The sequence below is a fragment of the Xanthomonas translucens pv. undulosa genome, from assembly GCF_017301775.1.
GTDB classification, from domain to species: Bacteria; Pseudomonadota; Gammaproteobacteria; order Xanthomonadales; family Xanthomonadaceae; genus Xanthomonas_A; species Xanthomonas_A translucens.
Genome location: NZ_CP063993.1, coordinates 4,028,693 through 4,046,107 on the forward strand (window position 1 = coordinate 4,028,693; position 17,415 = coordinate 4,046,107).

At 67.7% G+C, this 17,415-nt stretch carries 14 protein-coding genes and 1 pseudogene; 5 read left to right on the forward strand and 10 right to left on the reverse strand.

All coding sequences use genetic code 11. The features are described 5' to 3' along the window. The first annotated feature begins 106 nt into the window (after positions 1-106). Positions 107-577, forward strand: a complete 471-nt coding sequence (locus tag ISN38_RS17105) for a (R)-mandelonitrile lyase (RefSeq protein ID WP_058358873.1) — start codon at positions 107-109, stop codon at positions 575-577. A gap of 222 nt (positions 578-799) precedes the next feature. Here ISN38_RS17105 and ISN38_RS17110 read toward each other — a convergent pair whose 3' ends face one another. After that, positions 800-1,621 carry an alpha/beta fold hydrolase gene (locus tag ISN38_RS17110; protein ID WP_003472942.1) on the reverse strand — a complete coding sequence of 274 codons (822 nt, stop codon included), beginning with the start codon at positions 1,619-1,621 and terminating at the stop codon, positions 800-802. A 379-nt stretch (positions 1,622-2,000) separates the two neighbouring features. Here ISN38_RS17110 and ISN38_RS17115 point away from each other — a divergent pair, with 379 nt between their 5' ends. Continuing rightward, the gene (locus ISN38_RS17115) at positions 2,001-3,077 is read left to right on the forward strand and encodes an XdhC family protein (RefSeq protein WP_080964787.1); all 1,077 of its coding nucleotides are present in this window, start codon (positions 2,001-2,003) and stop codon (positions 3,075-3,077) included. Further along, on the forward strand, positions 3,074-3,679 hold the full coding sequence (locus tag ISN38_RS17120) for a nucleotidyltransferase family protein (RefSeq protein ID WP_038232972.1): 606 nt from the start codon (positions 3,074-3,076) through the stop codon (positions 3,677-3,679). Before ISN38_RS17115 ends, ISN38_RS17120 begins: the two co-directional genes overlap by 4 nt. A 119-nt stretch (positions 3,680-3,798) precedes the next feature. Here the strand turns inward: ISN38_RS17120 and ISN38_RS17125 are convergent, their stop codons facing one another. The 7 genes and pseudogenes from ISN38_RS17125 to ISN38_RS17155 form a co-directional block, all read right to left on the reverse strand. Continuing rightward, a complete protein-coding gene (locus ISN38_RS17125) occupies positions 3,799-5,994 on the reverse strand; it encodes a xanthine dehydrogenase family protein molybdopterin-binding subunit (RefSeq protein WP_003478360.1) in 2,196 nt (731 codons plus the stop codon). Between the two features lie 22 nt (positions 5,995-6,016). After that, positions 6,017-7,018 (reverse strand): FAD binding domain-containing protein, encoded by a 1,002-nt coding sequence (locus tag ISN38_RS17130; protein ID WP_003468086.1) that lies wholly within the window; start codon positions 7,016-7,018, stop codon positions 6,017-6,019. After that, positions 7,005-7,835 (reverse strand): 2Fe-2S iron-sulfur cluster-binding protein, encoded by an 831-nt coding sequence (locus ISN38_RS17135; RefSeq protein ID WP_003468085.1) that lies wholly within the window; start codon positions 7,833-7,835, stop codon positions 7,005-7,007. Before ISN38_RS17135 ends, ISN38_RS17130 begins: the two co-directional genes overlap by 14 nt. Before the next feature lie 293 nt (positions 7,836-8,128). Beyond that, positions 8,129-8,932, reverse strand: a complete 804-nt coding sequence (xopAH, locus tag ISN38_RS17140) for a XopAH/AvrB family type III secretion system effector (RefSeq protein ID WP_230811736.1) — start codon at positions 8,930-8,932, stop codon at positions 8,129-8,131. A 371-nt stretch (positions 8,933-9,303) separates the two neighbouring features. Beyond that, a pseudogene (locus tag ISN38_RS17145) lies at positions 9,304-10,155 on the reverse strand (TonB-dependent receptor domain-containing protein); the annotation flags it as partial. Between the two features lie 129 nt (positions 10,156-10,284). Continuing rightward, positions 10,285-11,420 (reverse strand): IS3 family transposase gene (locus ISN38_RS17150; protein WP_206711928.1). Its coding sequence is split into 2 segments (ribosomal slippage): positions 10,285-11,165 and positions 11,165-11,420, totalling 1,137 coding nucleotides; the frame shifts between segments, so codons are not numbered across the junction. 241 nt (positions 11,421-11,661) lie between these two features. Further along, positions 11,662-13,728, reverse strand: coding sequence for a TonB-dependent receptor (locus ISN38_RS17155; RefSeq protein WP_206711929.1), 2,067 nt, complete (start codon positions 13,726-13,728; stop codon positions 11,662-11,664). A 172-nt stretch (positions 13,729-13,900) separates the two neighbouring features. Between ISN38_RS17155 and ISN38_RS17160 the strand changes: the two genes are divergently transcribed. Both ISN38_RS17160 and ISN38_RS17165 read left to right on the forward strand, forming a co-directional pair. Then, positions 13,901-14,314, forward strand: coding sequence for a MerC domain-containing protein (locus tag ISN38_RS17160; protein WP_038232969.1), 414 nt, complete (start codon positions 13,901-13,903; stop codon positions 14,312-14,314). 110 nt (positions 14,315-14,424) lie between these two features. Then, the gene (locus ISN38_RS17165; RefSeq protein WP_003468076.1) at positions 14,425-14,610 is read left to right on the forward strand and encodes a 30S ribosomal protein THX; all 186 of its coding nucleotides are present in this window, start codon (positions 14,425-14,427) and stop codon (positions 14,608-14,610) included. A 113-nt stretch (positions 14,611-14,723) separates the two neighbouring features. Here the strand turns inward: ISN38_RS17165 and ISN38_RS17170 are convergent, their stop codons facing one another. Continuing rightward, a complete protein-coding gene (locus ISN38_RS17170; protein WP_047325089.1) occupies positions 14,724-15,764 on the reverse strand; it encodes a zinc-dependent alcohol dehydrogenase family protein in 1,041 nt (346 codons plus the stop codon). Positions 15,765-15,836: 72 nt separating this feature from the next. After that, positions 15,837-17,243 carry a chloride channel protein gene (locus ISN38_RS17175; RefSeq protein ID WP_003468072.1) on the reverse strand — a complete coding sequence of 469 codons (1,407 nt, stop codon included), beginning with the start codon at positions 17,241-17,243 and terminating at the stop codon, positions 15,837-15,839. Positions 17,244-17,415: the final 172 nt, after the last annotated feature.

Consider the following 17,415-nt stretch of genomic DNA (forward strand, 5'->3'; position numbering starts at 1 on the left):
GCGGGTTTTTAGCGGCGTTTGTAGCGGCATGCGCCTGGCGTGCGCTAGTGTCGCTGGCGCGACGCGACTACAGTTGCGACAGCTTCCCCATGCAAAGGAAATCCCGATGAACCTGTTTGCCCACGCCATGCCGCTGTCGACGCTGACCGATGCGGCGACCGATGAAGACGCCAAGATGATCAGCCTCACCCGTGTCGGCACGGCCACCTCGGCGATTGGCCCTGAAGCGTATTTCACCGGCGCGGTGCACATCGATGCGCTGTTCCAGGGCGCAGCGCCGGCCCGCGTCGGCGGCGCCTCGGTCAGTTTCGAACCCGGCGCGCGCACCGTCTGGCATACCCATCCGCTGAGCCAGACCCTGATCGTCACCGCCGGCGTCGGCCGCGTGCAGGAATGGGGCAAGCCGGTGCAGGAGATCCACCCCGGCGACGTGGTGTGGATTCCGCCGGGGGTCAAGCACTGGCATGGTGCCAGCGCGCAGGTGGCGATGACCCATATCGCCATTACCGAAGCGGTGGACGGTTCGCTGGTGACCTGGCTGGAGCCGGTATCGGACAGTCAGTACAGGGGAGAGTGAGCGGCGCGACGCGAGCTGGCGAGCGACCGCATGCGGTCGCGGTCGGGTCGGCGCAACCGCCCTGTGGTCCGCCTGTTGCTGCACACACGTGCCCAGGCGGCCCGTGCCGTGCCAGGGACAGGGTGCACGGCGGCATTGCGGGATCGCGTCTGTGGCGAACCCCGCTCGCTGCCATGCGCACGTTAGCCGGCGACATGCTGCGTGCCTGCGCCTGCGGGCCGATCAGGCCTTGAAGAAGGCCAGCAGATCCTGGTTGATCTGTTCCGGGTGGGTGGTGCACATACCGTGCGGGTAGCCCTTGTAGACCTTCAGCGTGGCGTGCTTGATCAGCTTGGCCGACAGCAGCGCCGAGTCGGCGATCGGCACGATCTGGTCGTCGTCGCCGTGCAGGATCAGCACCGGCACGTCGATCCGCTTCAGGTCGTCGCTGAAGTCGGTTTCCGAGAACGCCTCGATGCAGTCGTAGTGGGCCTTGGCGCCGCCCATCATGCCTTGCCGCCACCAGTTGTCCATGGCGCCCTGCGAGACCTTGGCGCCATCGCGGTTGTAACCGTAGAACGGCACCGGCACCTCTTTGTAGAACTGCGCGCGGTTGGCGGCCAGCTGCGTGCGGAAGCCGTCGAACACGTCCATCGGCAGGCCGCCGGGATTGTGCTCGGTTTTGACCATGATCGGCGGCACCGCGCCGATCAGCACGGCCTTGGCCACGCGGCCGGCGCCGTGCTTGGCGACATAGCGCGCCACTTCGCCGCCGCCGGTGGAATGGCCGACGTGGATGGCGTTTTTCAGGTCCAGATGCTTGGCCAGCGCGGCCACGTCGGCGGCGTAGGTGTCCATGTCGTTGCCGGTCGCGGTTTGCGTGGAGCGGCCATGGCCGCGGCGGTCGTGGGCGATGACGCGGTAGCCCTGGGCGACGAAGAACAGCATCTGCGCGTCCCAGTCGTCGGCGCTGAGCGGCCAGCCGTGATGGAACACGATGGGGTGGCCGCTGCCCCAGTCCTTGTAGAAAATTTCGGTTCCGTCTTGCGTGGTGATGCTTGGCATGGCTGTGTCCTGAGTGGCGTGCGGGCGTGCCGCAGGCGTGGAGGAAAGGCCGGTTCGGCCCGGTGCGGCAATGCCTGCCAGGGGCGGGGCGCCCAACCCGGCGGCGCCGAGCAGCAGGCGCCACCGCATAGGATCGGCGATGTCGGTGTGTGTCGTGTGAGCGTGCATCGCAGTTCCCGTGTCGAAGCAGCGATACAGACGATGCGCGGCGTGGCGCGGCGCAAGGCCGATTGCATGATCCTGCTGGTTTGCCGCGCCCCGCCGCGCCGCGTCGCCTGCATGCACGGTCGCGCCGTTGCGCTTTCGTCGCCGCCAAGTCACCTCGTCACCACAGGCCGCTGCTTAGGCTGAGGTTCCCCCCCCCAGCCTGTGCCGCCGCATGTCCGCTGCCAGACACTGTTTCCACGATGCCATCGATGCCTGCCGGCAGCGCGCGCCTGCGGTGCTGGCGGTGGTGATGGGCACGCAAGGCTCCACCTATGCCCCTGCCGGCGCGGTCGCGCTGTTCGGCGCCGATGGCGCGCAGCAGGGCTGGCTCAGCGGCGGTTGCCTGGAGCCGGAGATCGCGCGTTGCGCGGCGGCGGCGGCCGCGGCCGACGCGCTGGCGTGGATGGACATCGACACGCGCGACGATGAGGACCTGCTGTCCGGTTCGGCGGTAGGTTGCCGCGGTCGCCTACACCTGGCCTTGTTGCCGTTGCGCGCCATGCCCGGTTTCGAGCGCCTGGCGCAGGCCTGGCTGCAGCGACGCGGCGGCCTTGCCCTGGCGCTGCAGGCCGACGGGCGCCTCGCTGTGGCGGTGGCTGGCGAGGCGCTGCAGTGGCGCCTGCCGTGCCAGCCCTGGCACGGCGCTGCGGCGCGCGGCGGCGCGGTGCAGGTGCCACCGCCGCCGCGCGTCAGCGTGTTTGGCGCTGGCCCGGAAACCGCCGTGCTGCTGCCGCTGCTGCGGCAGTTGGGCTGGATGACCACGCTGGTGGAACAGCGTCCGCGCTGGGCGGCGCTGGCTGGCCAGGCCGACCAGGCCCTGGCCTGCACGCCGAGCCGCGCACTGGCCGACTGCGCCGACAGCGATGCGGCGCTGGTGATGCACCATCACTTCGAGCTGGATCGCGAGGCGCTGGATGCGCTGGCGGCGAGCGCGATCCCGTTCCTGGGCCTGCTGGGTCCGACGCGCCGGCGCGAGGACCTGTTCCGCCTGCTGCGCCCGCAGCAGCACGCGCAACTGCTGCCGCGTCTGCATGCGCCGATCGGGCTGCGGCTCGGCGGTAGCGGCGCGGAGGCGATCGCGCTGAGCATCGCCGCGCAATTGCAGGCTACCCGTGCCGTGCAGTCCCACGCGGATACCGCGCCAAACCCGAGCCCATGCAGCGTGACCCGCCTGCATGGCGGCGATGCCGCAGTGGCTGCGCGCATGCCGTTGCGCGCCGACAGCGGCGCATGCGGCGCGGCGCAGTGAGCCACGTGCATGCCGCCCTGGTGCTCGCCGCCGGCGCCAGCCACCGCCTCGGCTATGCCAAACAGGCGCTGACCCGCGACGGCGAGCCGTTGTTGCGTCGCGCCGCGCGGCTGGCGCTGGCCTCGTCGCCGGCCCGCTGCGTGGTCGTGTTGGGTGCGCAGGCCGAGGCGCTGCGTTCGGCGCTGGACGACCTGCCGGTGGAGATCGTGATCAATCGCGATTGGTCGACCGGCATGGGCGGCAGTCTGGCCTGCCTGCGCGCGGCGCTGCAGGGGGATGGGGCAATCACCCACAGCCTGGTGCTCGGCTGCGATCAGCCGGCGCTGGAGGCTGCGCACTTGCAGGATCTGCTGGCCGCGTCGCGTCGCGCCGCCTCCGGCTGCGCGGTCAGCGCCTACGCTGGCGTGCGCGGCATGCCGGCGGTGGTGGCGCAGGCGTGCTGGCGCGAATTGCCCCTGTGCGGCGACCAGGGCCTGCGCGGGTTGTTCGATGCGATGGCGCTGGACAGCCTCGGCTGCATCGTCGCCCCGGTGCTGGCGCTGGATATGGATACGCCGCAGGATGTGCAAGCCGCGGTGCAACGCGGCTGGTTGGATCCGTAGGCGCTACATTACGCTGGATCGATAGTTGCTCCTACAGGTGCGCGTGGCCTTCTGGATCATGCGATGGTCTGTCCGTACACGCGCCATGCGCGGCGCCGCGATTGCAGTTTCCACCTTGCTCAGCCGATCAGCTTGTCCGGGGTGATCGGCAGTTCTCGGATGCGCTTGCCGGTGGCATGGAACACGGCGTTGGCGATCGCCGCGGGAATGCCGACCATGCCCAGCTCGCCCATGCCCTTGACCCCGAGCGGGTTGACGATGGTGTCGTCTTCTTCGACGAACATGGTCTCGATCAGGTGCACGTCGGCGTTGACCGGCACGTGGTAGTCGGCCAGCGAGGCGTTGAGCATGCGCCCGTAGCGATGATCGACCTCGGTGCCTTCGCTGAGCGCCATGCCGATGCCCATCACCACGCCGCCGATCTCCTGGCTGTGAGAGGCCAGCGGATTGATGATCTTGCCGCAGGCGGTGGCCTCGATGACCCGGGTCACCTGCACCATGCCGGTGTCCGGATCGACCTTGACCTCGATGAACTGCGCGCCGTGCGCGGCGGTGGCGTAGTTCTTGCGCTCGGCCGAGGGCTTGGACTCGTGCACCACTTCCAGTTCCTGCAGGCCGTGCTGGCGCATCAGCTCGGCTACGTCCAGGCCGGCCTCGGGCTTGCCGGTCGGGCGCAGCTGGCCATCGACAAGTTCCACCGCATCCACGTCCAGCCCCCTGAACGCGGCTTTTCCGTCCTGCCTGGCCAGTTCCAGCAGCTTGCCGCGGATCGCGCGCGCCGCGCCGTGGATCGCGCTGCCGACGCTGGCCGTGGTCCACGAGCCGCCCTGCGACGGTGCCTTGGGCAGGCGCGTGTCGCCGAGTTCGAACTGCACGCGCTTGGCGTCCAGGCCCAGGTATTCGGCGGCGATCAGGGTCATCACCGTGTAGGTGCCAGGGCCGATGTCGGCGGTAGCGCTGCCGACCGTGGCGCTGTCGTCGGCCTTGAGCAGCACCCGCGCCAGCGCCGGCATCTGCATCGCCGCCCAGGTGCCAGTGGCCATGCCCCAGCCGACCAGCAGGCGGCCATCGCGCATCGAGCGCGGCTCGGGCGTGCGCTTGTGCCAGCCGAAGGTCTGCGCGCCGAGCCGGTAGCACTCGCGCAGCGCCTTGCTCGAGAATGGTTTGCCGGTCTCCGGGTCGGTCTCGGCATAGTTGGCCAGGCGCAATTGCAGCGGATCCATCTGCAGCGCGTAGGCCAGTTCGTCCATCGCGCATTCGATGCCGAACATCTGGCTGATGGTGCCGGGCGCGCGCATCGCCTGTGGTGTCGGCAGGTCGGTTTCCACCACCTCGAAGCGGTCCTCGACGTTGGCGCAGGCGTACAGCGAGCGCGCGTTGCGGAAGTCGTTCTCGTTGAACGCCTCGATGCGCGAGGTATTGAGCACGTGCCGATAGCGGATCGCCTGCAGCTTGCCGGCGGCGTCGGCGCCCAGGCCCAGCTCCACCCGATAATAGGGACGGTAGCCGTGGCCGCTGAACATCTGCCGGCGCGTGTAGACGATCTTGACGGGGCGGCCGACCGCCTTGGACACCGTGCCGAGCAGAAAGGTGTAGTAGTTCGGGCGCAGGCACGAGCCGAACGCGCCGCCGACGAACAGCGACACCACGTTGACCTGCTGCAGTGGAATGCCGAAGTAGCCGGCCAGCTGCTCGCGGTCTTGGTGCACGTTCTGGCTCTTGTTGATCACGGTCAGGGTGTCGCCGATCCAGTAGCCGATGCCGCCATGCGGTTCCATCGGGTTGTGGTGCTCGATCGGCATCGTGTACGCGGCTTCCACCTTGACCTTTGCGGCAGCGAACGCCGCGGCCGGGTTTCCGCGTGGCTGCGGCGAGTCGTCTGGAGTTGGATCGTGGGCCTGGCCGAGCAGCGCGTCGAAATCGGTATGCGCGGTCTCGGCCGCGTAGTCCACCAGGATCAGCCGCGACGCATGCCGCGCCTGCTCGAACGTGCTGGCGACCACTACCGCGATCGGCTGCGCGCTGAAATGGATGCGGTCGTCGAGCAGGGCGCGGAACGACAGGTCCTGGCCCTTCTTCTTGACTGCGTCGGACACCGGCTTGACCGAGTTCAGGTGGGTCAGCACCTTGATCACTCCGGGCGCGGTTTCGGCGGCGCGGGTGTCGATGCGTACGATGCGGCCCTTGGCGATGGTGCTGGTGAGGATATAGCCGTGGAGCAGATGCGGGATCTGGAATTCCGCGGCATAGCGCGCCTGGCCGGTGACCTTGGCGTAGCCGTCGACGCGGCGCATTTCCTTGCCGATGTAGTTCATTGCGGGTTCTCCGGTTCGCTGCTCACGCGGCGTCGCCGCCGCTGGCGCGGTGCAGGGCGCGGATCATCGCGTGCGTGCCCATCGGCACCTTGTAGGCGTTGTGCGCCAGCGGGCGCGCGGCGGTCATCTCCGCCTGCGCGGCGGCGGCGAAAGCGGCTTCGCCGACGCGCTGCCCGAGCAGTGCCCGTTCGGCGGCGTGCGCGCGCCACGGCTTGTGCGCCACCCCGCCCATCGCGATGCGCGCCTCGCGGATGCGTCCGTCCGGCTCCAGCGCCAGCGCTGCGGCTACCGAAATCAGCGCGAACGCGTAGCTGGCGCGGTCGCGTATCTTCAGATAGTGGCTGTGCGCGGCGAAGCGCTGCGCCGGCAGCATGATCGACTCGATCAGTTCGCCATGCGCCAACTGGTTGTCCAGGTCGGCGCGCGCGTCGGGAAGCAGGTGGAATGCGGCGAAGGCAATCTCGCGGCGCACGCCGGCCGGCGTGCGCACCTGCACCGTGGCGTCCAGCGCGGCCAGTGCCACGCACATGTCCGACGGATGCACCGCCACGCACTGTTCGCTGTGCCCGAAGATCGCGTGGGTGCGGTTGAGCCCCTCGCGCGCGCCGCAGCCGCTGCCGGGGCTGCGCTTGTTGCAGGGCAAGGCGGTGTCGTAGAAATAGCCGCAACGGGTGCGCTGCAGCAGGTTGCCGCCGTTGGTCGCCATGTTGCGCAACTGCATCGTCGCCCCGGCCAGGATCGCCTGGCTCAGCAGCGGATAGCGCTGGCGCACCAGCGGATGGTTGGCGGTATGGGTATTGTTGGCCAGCGCGCCCAGGCGCAGGCCGCCGTCGGCGGTTTCGGCGATCTCGGCCAGGCCCTTGAGCCGGGTCAGATCGACGATCTCGTCGGCGCCGGTCACCCCTTCCTTCATCAGGTCGAGCAGGTTGGTGCCGCCGCCGAGGAAACGCGCGTTTGGATTGGCGGCGACGCGGCGCACCGCATCTTCCGGGGAACTGGCGCGCTGGTAATTAAACGGCGTCATCGGTCACCTCCTTCGCCAGCTTCAGCGCGGTCAGTTCGGACTGGTCGACGTAGCGCCAGGTCAAAGGGCGCATCGCGCCGCCGCTGTGCACGTCCTGGATCGCGGCGACGATCTTCGGATAGGCGCCGCAGCGGCAGAGGTTGCCGCTCATGCGTTCGCGCACTTCGGCGTCGCTAAGTTCGGTGACCGGTTGGCTGACGTCGGCGCTGACATGGCTGGCGTCGCCGCGCTTGATCTCCTCGAGCAACGCGACCGCCGAGCAGATCTGCCCGGGCGTGCAGTAGCCGCACTGGAAGCCATCGTGCTCCACGAACGCGGCCTGCATCGGGTGCAGCCGCTCGCCGTCGGCCAGGCCTTCGATGGTGGTGATCTGCGCGTCATCGGCCTGCGCGGCCAGGGTCAGGCAGGACAGCCGCCGCTCGCCATTGACGATCACCGTGCAAGCGCCGCACTGGCCGTGGTCGCAGCCTTTCTTGGTGCCGGTCAATGCCAGATGCTCGCGCAGCGCATCGAGCAGCGTGGTGCGCGGCTCAAGCTTCAGCGCATGGCGCTGGCCGTTGATCTGCAGCACGACCGGCAGCGCGTCCTGCGGCGGCGTCACGTTCGTCGGTGCGGCGAAGGCGGCCTCGCTGAAGGCGATCTGGCCGTCTGCACCGCTGAGGCCGGCGGCCGACAACAGGGCGATGAATTCGCGCCGCGACAGGCCGCTGATGCCGAGCCGGCGTGCGAGCGCGGCCTCGTCGGCGCTGAGTTCGGCATCGCACGGTATCCCGCTTGTGCCGGATGCGGCCTGGGAAGAATGGGGGTCGTGCTGCATCAGTCTCTCCTGCCTGGGGACCGCTACGTTGCCGCGCGCGCGGGGTGCAGCGGACGTGGACGGTGCGACCTGGGGTAGCGGTGCCGCCGTCACGGCACCGGCGCACGGGCCCGCGTCGGCGCCCGCCAGCGAGCATCGCAACGGCACCGCGAAGAGATTGCGAAGGGAGGGTGGCGATGCGGTGATGCAGGGGTGGGCTGGCGTGACTCGGGACACGCGGGACGCATCGATGAACTCGCACGCTGCACGCGCGAACTCACCTCTGCGCTGAGATGGTCCGCCGGAAGTGGATGCTACGGCTGGCTTGTGGGGGGGCTTTCGAAGAGCGCAGCGTACCCCCTTCTGAACTCTTCCATCGGCGTTACGAACGCTTCCAGATCCGGGATCACGCCATGCTTGAACGGGGGCATGGTCAATCCCAACGACGTGCCAATAGCGCGGATACACATTTCCGACTTCGCTCCACTGCCACGTTTGTCTGGCATCGCGTTCGCGAGCAGCCAATGCATATGCCCCAGTGTCTGGATGCGGTCATTCACGTCCGACCTGGCAGGCAGCGTCATCCGCAATCTCTCCACCTCTTGCAGCAGAACAGGGATCCGGCTTGCCGAGGTGTGGCTTATCATGGGGGGCATCGCATCGTCGGCAAGCTCGGTCAGTCTACTGTCCGCACGATACGGCAGGCGTATTTCGGTGAGGGGGATGGATGTTCCGTTGATCTGGACGGATTGGCGCAGTTGCACCAAGTGAATGTCGGGCCTTCCCGGGTAATTTATAAGTTTTGCTGCAGCCGCGTTCTTTGCCTTGTCGGCAACGAACTCGTACTTTCCCGTTATCGGCGTGAGCGAGAATGCGCCATTGCTGAGGCGTCGCTCCGAGAAATCGCCCGTTGCGTCACCCTGCTGCATGCGCCAATGCGTCGCAAATCGCCATACGTCCTCGATATTCCGCAGCTGGCCAGAGCCCAGCTGTCGCGCCGCATCGTCGACTGCGATGGCGAATCGGAGGCCGTATGCCACATTCGCTGCGCTGTCGGAGGTGTCAAAGTGCGGATCCGGCCAGCGTGCGACACCGATCTTTGCGCGCTCTTCAGGCAACAACCCAGCGTGTCGCACATTCCGACCAGGGCGCACGCCGCTTCTGGATGGCAGTCCAGCCAATGGGCCGGAGGGCCGATGTCCATCGAAGCCGGAACCTGCGGGGGGCGAAGATGCCTGGCGACCGGACGCACTGTCGCCGGTGGCGTAGCTGGCGCTGGAGCGTGTGATGGGATGTGAAGTATTGCGCATTGGCTGACACTAGCTCTACGACGACCTGACGCCTTGGTTGCAAAGGATAGGTCGCTCACGGCGATCGGTGTGTGCGGGTGCGAATTAAAAAAGCACATTGCGAACCTGGGATGCTGCACTCAAGCCGCTTCTATGCAGCATCCACTGGTCGCCAATCGCCGTAATGGAACGTGCAGGCGCTACCAGCGATACGCCACCGACACCTGGTACTGGCGGCCGGAGATCGGGCGGCCCATGAACACGCCGCCGGTGGCCGCGCCGGGCACGCGCACGTTGCCTTCGGTCAGGCCCAGCGTGTCGGTCACGTTGCTGCCGCTGGCGGTGAGCTCCCAGTGCTCGCCGGCATGCAGGCTGGCGCCCACGTCGAGCATGTCGTAGGACGGCAGGCGCTGGCTGTTGGCCAGGTCGGCGTAGCGCTCGCCGATGTAGGCGTAGGTGGCGAACACGCGCAGGTCGCCGAACGGCAGCATCCAGTAGTAGCTCGGAGTCAGCCGAAACTGGCGCTTGGGCTGGCGCATCACCTGGTTGCCGGTGTACTCGCGGTAGTTGCGGTAGTTGGCGTCCAGCCACACCCCGGTGCCGGCCAGTTCGAAGCCGCCGAACGGACGGATCGCGCCTTCCACTTCCAGGCCGTAGGCGCGCGAATCGCCGACCGTGGTGAAGTTGCTGCCGTCGGCCAGGAACGCCTGGAAGGGCGAGTTCTTGAAGGTGTTGTAGAACCCGGTCAGGTACAGATCGTAGGCCGCCGCACCGGACTTCAAGCCCAGTTCGTACTGGTCGATGTCCTGTACCTTGGTCTGGCCGTCGCGCAGGTTGTCGAAGCCGGGAAACTTGACCCCGGAATTGACCCGCGCGAACAGGCTGTTGTGCGCGTCGAGCTTGAAGTTCAGGCCGGCGGTCCACGACAGCGCGTTGTCGTCCTGGTCGATGCGGCGCGCGCTCGGCAGCGCGATCGAGGTGGCGTTGTCGTACAGCGTGGCCGGATCGCCGTCCAGGTCCACGGTGGCGGTGTCGTGCACGCGGCCGGTGACGCGCTACCGGTTGCGCAGGCCGGTCGCAAGCGCTGCGTGCTGTTCGGCGTGCCGTGCGCAGCGCGACGCCGCGTCGTGGCAGCGACGCCTGCTGGCCTCGTGACCTGCCCCCACCGTCCGTACCAGTGATTACTGATAAAGCCCTGGGTTGAAGGTTACTGCGTCGTTGGTTTGTTGTGTACGGTAGTTGGCGGCGAACTGTGCCGGCGGGATGCGACCACAACTGCTATGCGGCCTGATCTCGTTGTAGTGGCGTCGCCAGTCTGCGATCACGTCCCGCGCTTGTGCCAACGAGGTGAACCAGTGCTCGTTGAGGCACTCGTCGCGGAACTTGCCGTTGAAGCTTTCGATGTAGGCGTTCTGCGTGGGGGCACCCGGCTCGATCAGGATGTGCTCGATGCCATGTCGCTGTGTCCAGGCAATGAAGGCGCGACTGGTGAACTCCGGGCCATTGTCGGTACGGACCGCGCGTGGATAGCCACGGAAGCACGCCGCCTGATCGAGCAGCCGCACCACCACGTAAGCGCCGCTGATGCCGTGATCCACGGCAATGTCCACACTCTCGCGAGTGAAGTCGTCGACCACGGTCAGGCACTTGATGCGGCGTGCGTTGGCCAACGTATCGAACACGAAGTCCATGCTCCAGGTGTCGTTCGGCATGGAGGCCGCCAGCAGTTTCTGGCGCTCGCCGGACGGACGCTTGGCCTTGCGCCGCTTGCGCACCTTCAGCTCGGCTTCCTCATACAGGCGATAAATCTTCTTGTGGTTCACGGACGGAAACTCCGGGCGCAACAAATCATGCAGTCGGCGATAGCCGAAGCGGCGGTGGGCCTGGGCCAGCTCGACCAGCCGCGCGGACAGCGCCTGCGTGGCTGGCGTCGGCACGGGTTCGTGGCGGAAAGCATCGCGGGACAGCCCCGCAAGGCGGCAAGCCCGGCGCTCGCTCAACGCGGTGTGTTCGAGCATTCGTCGGATTGCCTCGCGCTTGCGTTGCGGGGCTAGCGTTTTACCCCGAAGCCGATCTTCAGCGCTTCGATGTCTAGGTGCGCTTCGGCCAGCAACTTCTTCAGCCGATTGTTCTCGACCTCCAGTTCTTTCAGCCGCTTGGCCTCGTCGGCCTCCATGCCCCCGTACTTGGCCCGCCACTGATAAAAACTGGCTGGGCTGAAGCCATGTTGGCGGCACAACTCCGCCACGGCCATGCCCGCGTCGGCCTGCTTGATGAACCCGATGATCTGCTCGGTGCTGAATCTGCTCTTCTTCATGTCCGTCCTCTTGGCTTGACGGACTTTACAGCTTCAGATGGTATGACTCAGTGGGGGCAGGTCACTCGGGCTCTAGGTCGCGATGTGCCTTGCCGCTGACGCATGGCGCACCAGACCGCTGCACCCGAACAGTGGCTGGATGCTGTCGCTGCGCGTGTGCGGATCGATCGCGTCTTCGGGCGCCATCAAAAAAGAGGCCGCCCGAAGGCGGCCTCCACTGACGCTCGGGAGGGGAGCCGCGTCAGAAGAACAGGCGCACGCCGAACGAGGCGTTGCGGCCGGGCAGCATCACGTCGTCCTTCAGGAACGAGGTGTGCACACGCGCGTCCTGGTCGGTCAGGTTGTTGCCGTCCAGGAACACTTCCCACGCGGTGGCGCCGGTATCGACGTGGTAGGCCAGGTGCGCATCGACCAGCGTGTAGCCGTCGGTCGGGGTCTCGTTGACCGCCACCTTGTCCTGCTTCTGGTAGCGGGTGGCGCCGAGCGAGGCGCGCCAGTTGCTCGCGTCCCAGCGCAGCTGCGCGCCGTAGCGTGCCGGGGCGATGCGCGGCAGGTTGCCGCCGTCCTTCAGCCGCGCGCGCACGGTGTCGCCGAACACGCGCAGTTCCCAGGCGCCGCTGTCGTTGTCGGCCAGGTGGAAGGTGGCCTCGCCCTCGAAACCATGGAAGATCGCGTCGGCCTGGGTCCACTGGCGGATCGGCAGGAAGTCGTTGTCCTCCTCGTGGAACCACTGCGCGCCGGTATCGACGATGTAGATGAAGTCGTCGTAGCGGTTGTAGTACGCCGCCACCTTGGCATCCATCCAGGTGTTCTGGAAGTTCAGTCCCAGCTCGGCCTGGTTGGCCTTCTCCGGCTTGAGGTCGGCGTCGCCGATCTCGTAGGCGAGGGTGGCGATGTGCGGGCCGTCGGCGAACAATTCCTCCTCGGCCGGCGCGCGTTCGGCATGGTCGAGGTTGGCGGTCAGGCGCCACTGCTCGTTGAAGCGGAAGCCGCCGCTGAGCGAGAAGCTCTTCGGGGTGAAGTCGCGGTCCACGCCGGTGTCGGTCTCGTACTTGACCTTATCCACGCGCGCGCCGACCTCAGCGGTGACGCGTTCCCAGTTGTTGCGGGCCACGGCGAACACGCCGATGGCGCGGGTGTCGGTCTTCGGCACGAACGCTTCTTCGCCGATCGCCTGGAAGGTGGAGTCGCTGCCCTGCACGCCGAACGCGGTCTGCCATCCGCCGCCGACGCTGAAGGAGGCTTCGACGCGGCCTTCGTTGGCGCGCTTGTCGAACACCGTGCCCACTTCCGCGCCCTCGAACTCGGTGTGGGTGTAGGCGGTGTGGCCGAAGCTGTAGCGCAGCGCGCTGCCGTCGCCCCACGGATCGGTCAGCCCGCCCTTCAGTTCGTAGCGGTCCTGGTGCATGCGCAGCGACACGCCGCGCTCGCCGGCGGCCAGGTCGCCCGGTTCGCCCGGGTTGCCGTAGTTGTCGCGGAAGCGCGAGGCCGACACGCCGACGAAGCCCCAGTCGCCTGCCAGCGAGGCGCCGATCGCGCCGGTCTTGGTATCCAGGAAGGAATTGGCCTGGCGGCCCTGCGGTGTGTCGTAGTCCTTCTGGTTGCGGTACACGCCGTCGGCGTGGATCGACAGGCCGCTACCATTGCCGGCATCGACCCGGAACATGTCGGTGTTGCCGTCCTTGTCGCCGCCGTCGAAGCGCATTTCGGCACGGCCGCGCACGCCGTCCACCGGTGTCTCGGCGATACGCCCGTCGACCACGTTGACCACGCCGCCGATCGCGCCGGAACCGTACAGCAGGGTGGATGGCCCCTTCAGCACTTCGATCTGGTCGGCCAGGAACGATTCCACGGCCGGCGAGTGGTCCTGGCTGACGGTGGACACGTCCTGGGTGGACAGGCCGTCGCTGAGCACCGCCACGCGCGGGCCGTCCAGGCCGCGGATGATCGGCCGGCCCACGCCGGGGCCGAAGTTGGAACTCTGCACGCCGGGCAGGCTGGCCACGGTCTCGCCGACGCTGGCGCCGCGGTTCTCGTCCAAGCGCTCGCCGGCCAGCACGTCCACCGGTTGGCTCAGGTCGCCGGCGGCATCGCGCAGCGGACTGGCGGTGACCACCACTGCGTCCATGTCCTTCACGTGGCGATCCTGCTTGCGGCCGTCGGCATGGCGGCTGTCGCTGGCCGGCGGTGTAGCGGCGTCCGCGGCGAGTGCATCGGCGGCCAGAGCCAGGGCGGGGCTGAGCAGGCCGCCCAGCGCCAGGGACAGGGCGGTGCGACGGAGCGAGCGGGAGCGGGAGGAGGAGGACATAGACATAGACATACCGAATAGGAGGAAAAAGGCGCCGCCAGGCGAGCGCGGGCGCTCGCGTTCGCCGCGCGCAGGCGGCGACAGGCATGGCATGGGGGCGTGGCGACCCCCTGGTCGCCGGCCGGGTAATGTTATATTATTCTATAACGCAATCACCACTGTGCTGGACGTCATGTCGCCCACCTCCGATCTGCGCGTACTGCTCGACCGCCTTGGCGCCACCGGTTCGCTGCTGTGCGCGGTGCATTGCGCGCTGCTGCCGCTGGCGCTGGCGATACTGCCCTCGCTGGGCCTGTCGGTGTGGCTGGGCGATGGCGTGGAACGCACGCTGGTGCTGTTCGTGACTTGCCTGGGGCTGTTCAGCCTGGTTCTGGGATACCGCCGGCACCGCGCCTGGCAGGCGCTAGGCCTGTTGCTGCTGGGGCTGCTGTCGTTGTGGGCCGGCATGCTGGTGCCGGCGCTGCACCATGCGGTAGCGGCGCACGCGGCGATCATGACCTTCGGCGGCACCCTGGTCGGGCTTGCGCACCTGCTCAACCTGCGCCTCAACCATGGCCACGTGCACGACGCCAGCTGCGCCCACTGAGCGCACGTGGTAGGCTTGCCGCCCTTGCGCGAGGGCGCTGACCGCGTTGGCCTCGCCAAACCCGTGCACCGCGCGGGGATTTTCGCACACACATTCAGGAGTCGATGAGCATGGGTAAGGGTGACCGCAAGACCGCCAAGGGCAAGCGCTACAACGCCAGCTACGGCAATTCGCGCTCGCACAGCGTGAGCAAGGTGGCCGTGGGCGCCGCGTCGCCGGTCGCCAAGAAGTCGGTGGTCAAGGCCCCGGCGGCGAAGAAGGCCGTGGCCAAGAAAACGGTCGCCAAGGCCGGATGAGCCTCGGCTCCAGCGGGACGAAAGAACGCGGCGCTTGCGCCGCGTTTTTTTTGCAGCCCGCAGGACGGCAGGTCCGCGCCATCGGCGAGCATCGACGCCGGCCGTGACGCGCTCTAGAAGCGATCGATGACGCTGATGCCGATCTCGCGCGTCGCGTCCATGGAGGTCAGGACCGCAATGGCCTCATCGAGCCTCACCCTTTTGCCGATAAGCTTTTGCGGTGCGATCTTCCCGGCTTCCATCATCGACAGCATGGCATCGTACCGCCAAGCCTGCATCCCATGGCTGCCGTAGATCTCCAGTTCGTGGCCGATCACCTGCGCCATCGGGATGCTGGGCGTGGCGTGTTCGCCCACCATCAACCCAATTTGGACATGACGACCGCGCCGCCGCAAGTTCTTGATGGAGTTGAAACAGGTCGCAGGACTGCCGAGCGCATCGATGGAAACGTGCGCGCCGCCCTTGGTGATCTCGCGAATCGCCTCGACAGTGTCGGCCACTTTCGACGCATTGACCGTCGCGACCGCGCCGCATTCAACGGCGAACGCCAGTTTGTCGTCGAAGATGTCCACGGCGACCACCTGCGCACCCAGAGCGGCTGCGATCATCACCGCCGAAAGTCCGACGCCGCCGCAGCCATGCACCACAACCCATTCGCCGGGGCCGGTTCTGGCCTGGTCGACGATGGCCCGAAAGGACGTGGCGAACCGGCACCCCAGGCTTGCCGCCGTCGCATCGTCGACGTTTTCCGGCAGTCTGACCAGATTCGTCTCGGCAAAGTCGATCGCGACATACTCTGCGAACGCGCCCCAATGGGTGAAGCCCGGCTGGAACTGGTTCGGGCAGACTTGCTGATTGCCACTATGGCATTCGCTGCAACGCCCGCACCCCGACACAAACGGCACGGTGACCCGAGTGCCGATCTGCAAGCGCGAAATGCGTTTTCCCACGGCGACCACTTCGCCGGCGAATTCGTGCCCTGGCACGTGCGGCAATGCGATGTCCGGATCATGTCCCATCCATCCGTGCCAATCGCTCCGGCATACGCCGCTCGCCGCCACCTTGATCACCACGCCGTCCTCGGTCGGCGTCGGGTCAGGGACATGCACAATTTCAGGAGGCTTTCCAAAGCGCTCGAAATGCATTGCTCGCATACATAACCTCATGAAGACCGGACGATGATGCGCATCTGCCGACGCTACGCCGCTCGCGGGCGGCTGCGCAGTCTATGTTCGTGGGCGCGCGTCGTCCTCGCCGCTGTCGCCTGCCAACTCCACGACCAGCGGCGTCGGCGTTTCCTCGGGAACGGGCGGCTGCGGCGGCACCGCCAGCAAGTGCTCGGCCAGGCCGCGGTAGATCGGCGTGCGGCACACCAGCGCCGAGGCGCCGCGTGCGATCAGCACCGTGGCCAGGATCGGCAGCAGCATGTCGCTGCTGTCGGTCAGTTCCAGCGAGATCACTGCCGAGGTCAGCGGCGCCTGGGTGACGCCGGTCAGATAGGCGCACATGCCGAGCAGCACGAAGGTGCGCGGATCCACATCCGGCATCAGCACCGCCAGGTTGTGGCCGACCCCGGCGCCGACCGCCAGCGCCGGGGAGAACAGGCCGCCGGGGATGCCGGCCACGTACGACACCAGGTTCGCCAGCAGCTTCATCAGCCCGAATTCGTGGCCGACGCTGGCATGGCCCTGCACCAGGCTGCGTGCCTGCTCGTAGCCGGTGCCGAACGCACCGTTGCCGAACACCAGCCCCAGCGCGACCAGTGCCAGGCCGCAGGCCGCGGCCAGCAACACCGGATGGCGGCTGCGCAACGCGCCCAGCCAGCGCGGCTTGCCGGCCACGGTGGCCAGCACCATGCGGCTGAATGCGCCGCCGAGCAGGCCGGCGACTACCCCGCATAGCACGATCGCCAGCCACGCCCGGCCCAGCGGCAGCGCCGCCGACACCTTGCCGAAGTAGGTGTAGTTGCCGAGCAGGCCCAGCGAGATCACGCCGCCCACGATCACCGCGGTCAGCAACGTGCCGGAGAAGCGGTGTTCGAAACGCCCGCTCAGTTCCTCGATCGCGAATACCACCCCGGCCAGCGGCGTATTGAACGCCGCGGCGATGCCGGCGGCGCCGCCGGCGAGCAGGAAATGCGAGGCCTGGCGCGGATCGCGGAAGCCGAACCAGCGCCCGAGCACGTACATCAGGCTGGCGCCGACATGCACGGTCGGCCCTTCGCGCCCGACCGAGGCGCCGCCGAGCAAGGCCAGCGTGGTCAGCATCAGCTTGCCGGCGGACACGCGCAGCGACAGGTTGGTCTGGCGGAAGGCGTCGTCGGGCTGCTCCAGCGCGGCGATGACCTGCGGGATGCCGCTGCCGCGGGTGGGGCGCAACACGCCGTTGGTCAGCCAGGCGAGCAGCGCGAACACGCTCGGCGTGAGCAGCAATGCCCACCATGGCGAGTGCGCGATGATGCGCTGGAACAGGTGGAAGGCGGCGTCGCTGGCCTTGGCGAATACAATTGCGACCAGCGCCACCGCGACCGCGCCGCCCCACAGCACCGCGCGCTGTTTCCAGCTCTCGTGCGAGAGCAAGGGGCGCAAGCGATGGTGCATGCGCGGCGGTGGCGCGGGATCGGGCGACTGCATGCGCCGATTGTCGCATGGTCGCCGCGGTGTGGGACCGAGGCCGGGTCGTTGCATTCATGCCCGACGCGGGGTTGCATGCAGCCTCGCAGCCGCTGCGTGCGATCGTGCCGAACGCGTGCCTGCGCGATGTGCAGTCGGCATCTGCGAGCGACTCCGAATGGCTTGAGCGCCA

What these genes read in the sequence shown, in the direction of transcription:
- ISN38_RS17105 (WP_058358873.1), top strand. Translation starts at nt 107, where the DNA reads ATGAACCTGTTTGCCCACGCCATGCCGCTGTCGACGCTGACCGATGCG.
- ISN38_RS17110 (WP_003472942.1), bottom strand. Translation starts at nt 1,621, where the DNA reads ATGCCAAGCATCACCACGCAAGACGGAACCGAAATTTTCTACAAGGAC.
- ISN38_RS17115 (WP_080964787.1), top strand. Translation starts at nt 2,001, where the DNA reads ATGTCCGCTGCCAGACACTGTTTCCACGATGCCATCGATGCCTGCCGG.
- ISN38_RS17125 (WP_003478360.1), bottom strand. Translation starts at nt 5,994, where the DNA reads ATGAACTACATCGGCAAGGAAATGCGCCGCGTCGACGGCTACGCCAAG.
- ISN38_RS17130 (WP_003468086.1), bottom strand. Translation starts at nt 7,018, where the DNA reads ATGACGCCGTTTAATTACCAGCGCGCCAGTTCCCCGGAAGATGCGGTG.
- ISN38_RS17135 (WP_003468085.1), bottom strand. Translation starts at nt 7,835, where the DNA reads ATGCAGCACGACCCCCATTCTTCCCAGGCCGCATCCGGCACAAGCGGG.
- ISN38_RS17155 (WP_206711929.1), bottom strand. Translation starts at nt 13,728, where the DNA reads ATGTCCTCCTCCTCCCGCTCCCGCTCGCTCCGTCGCACCGCCCTGTCC.
- ISN38_RS17160 (WP_038232969.1), top strand. Translation starts at nt 13,901, where the DNA reads ATGTCGCCCACCTCCGATCTGCGCGTACTGCTCGACCGCCTTGGCGCC.
- ISN38_RS17165 (WP_003468076.1), top strand. Translation starts at nt 14,425, where the DNA reads ATGGGTAAGGGTGACCGCAAGACCGCCAAGGGCAAGCGCTACAACGCC.
- ISN38_RS17170 (WP_047325089.1), bottom strand. Translation starts at nt 15,764, where the DNA reads ATGCGAGCAATGCATTTCGAGCGCTTTGGAAAGCCTCCTGAAATTGTG.
- ISN38_RS17175 (WP_003468072.1), bottom strand. Translation starts at nt 17,243, where the DNA reads ATGCAGTCGCCCGATCCCGCGCCACCGCCGCGCATGCACCATCGCTTG.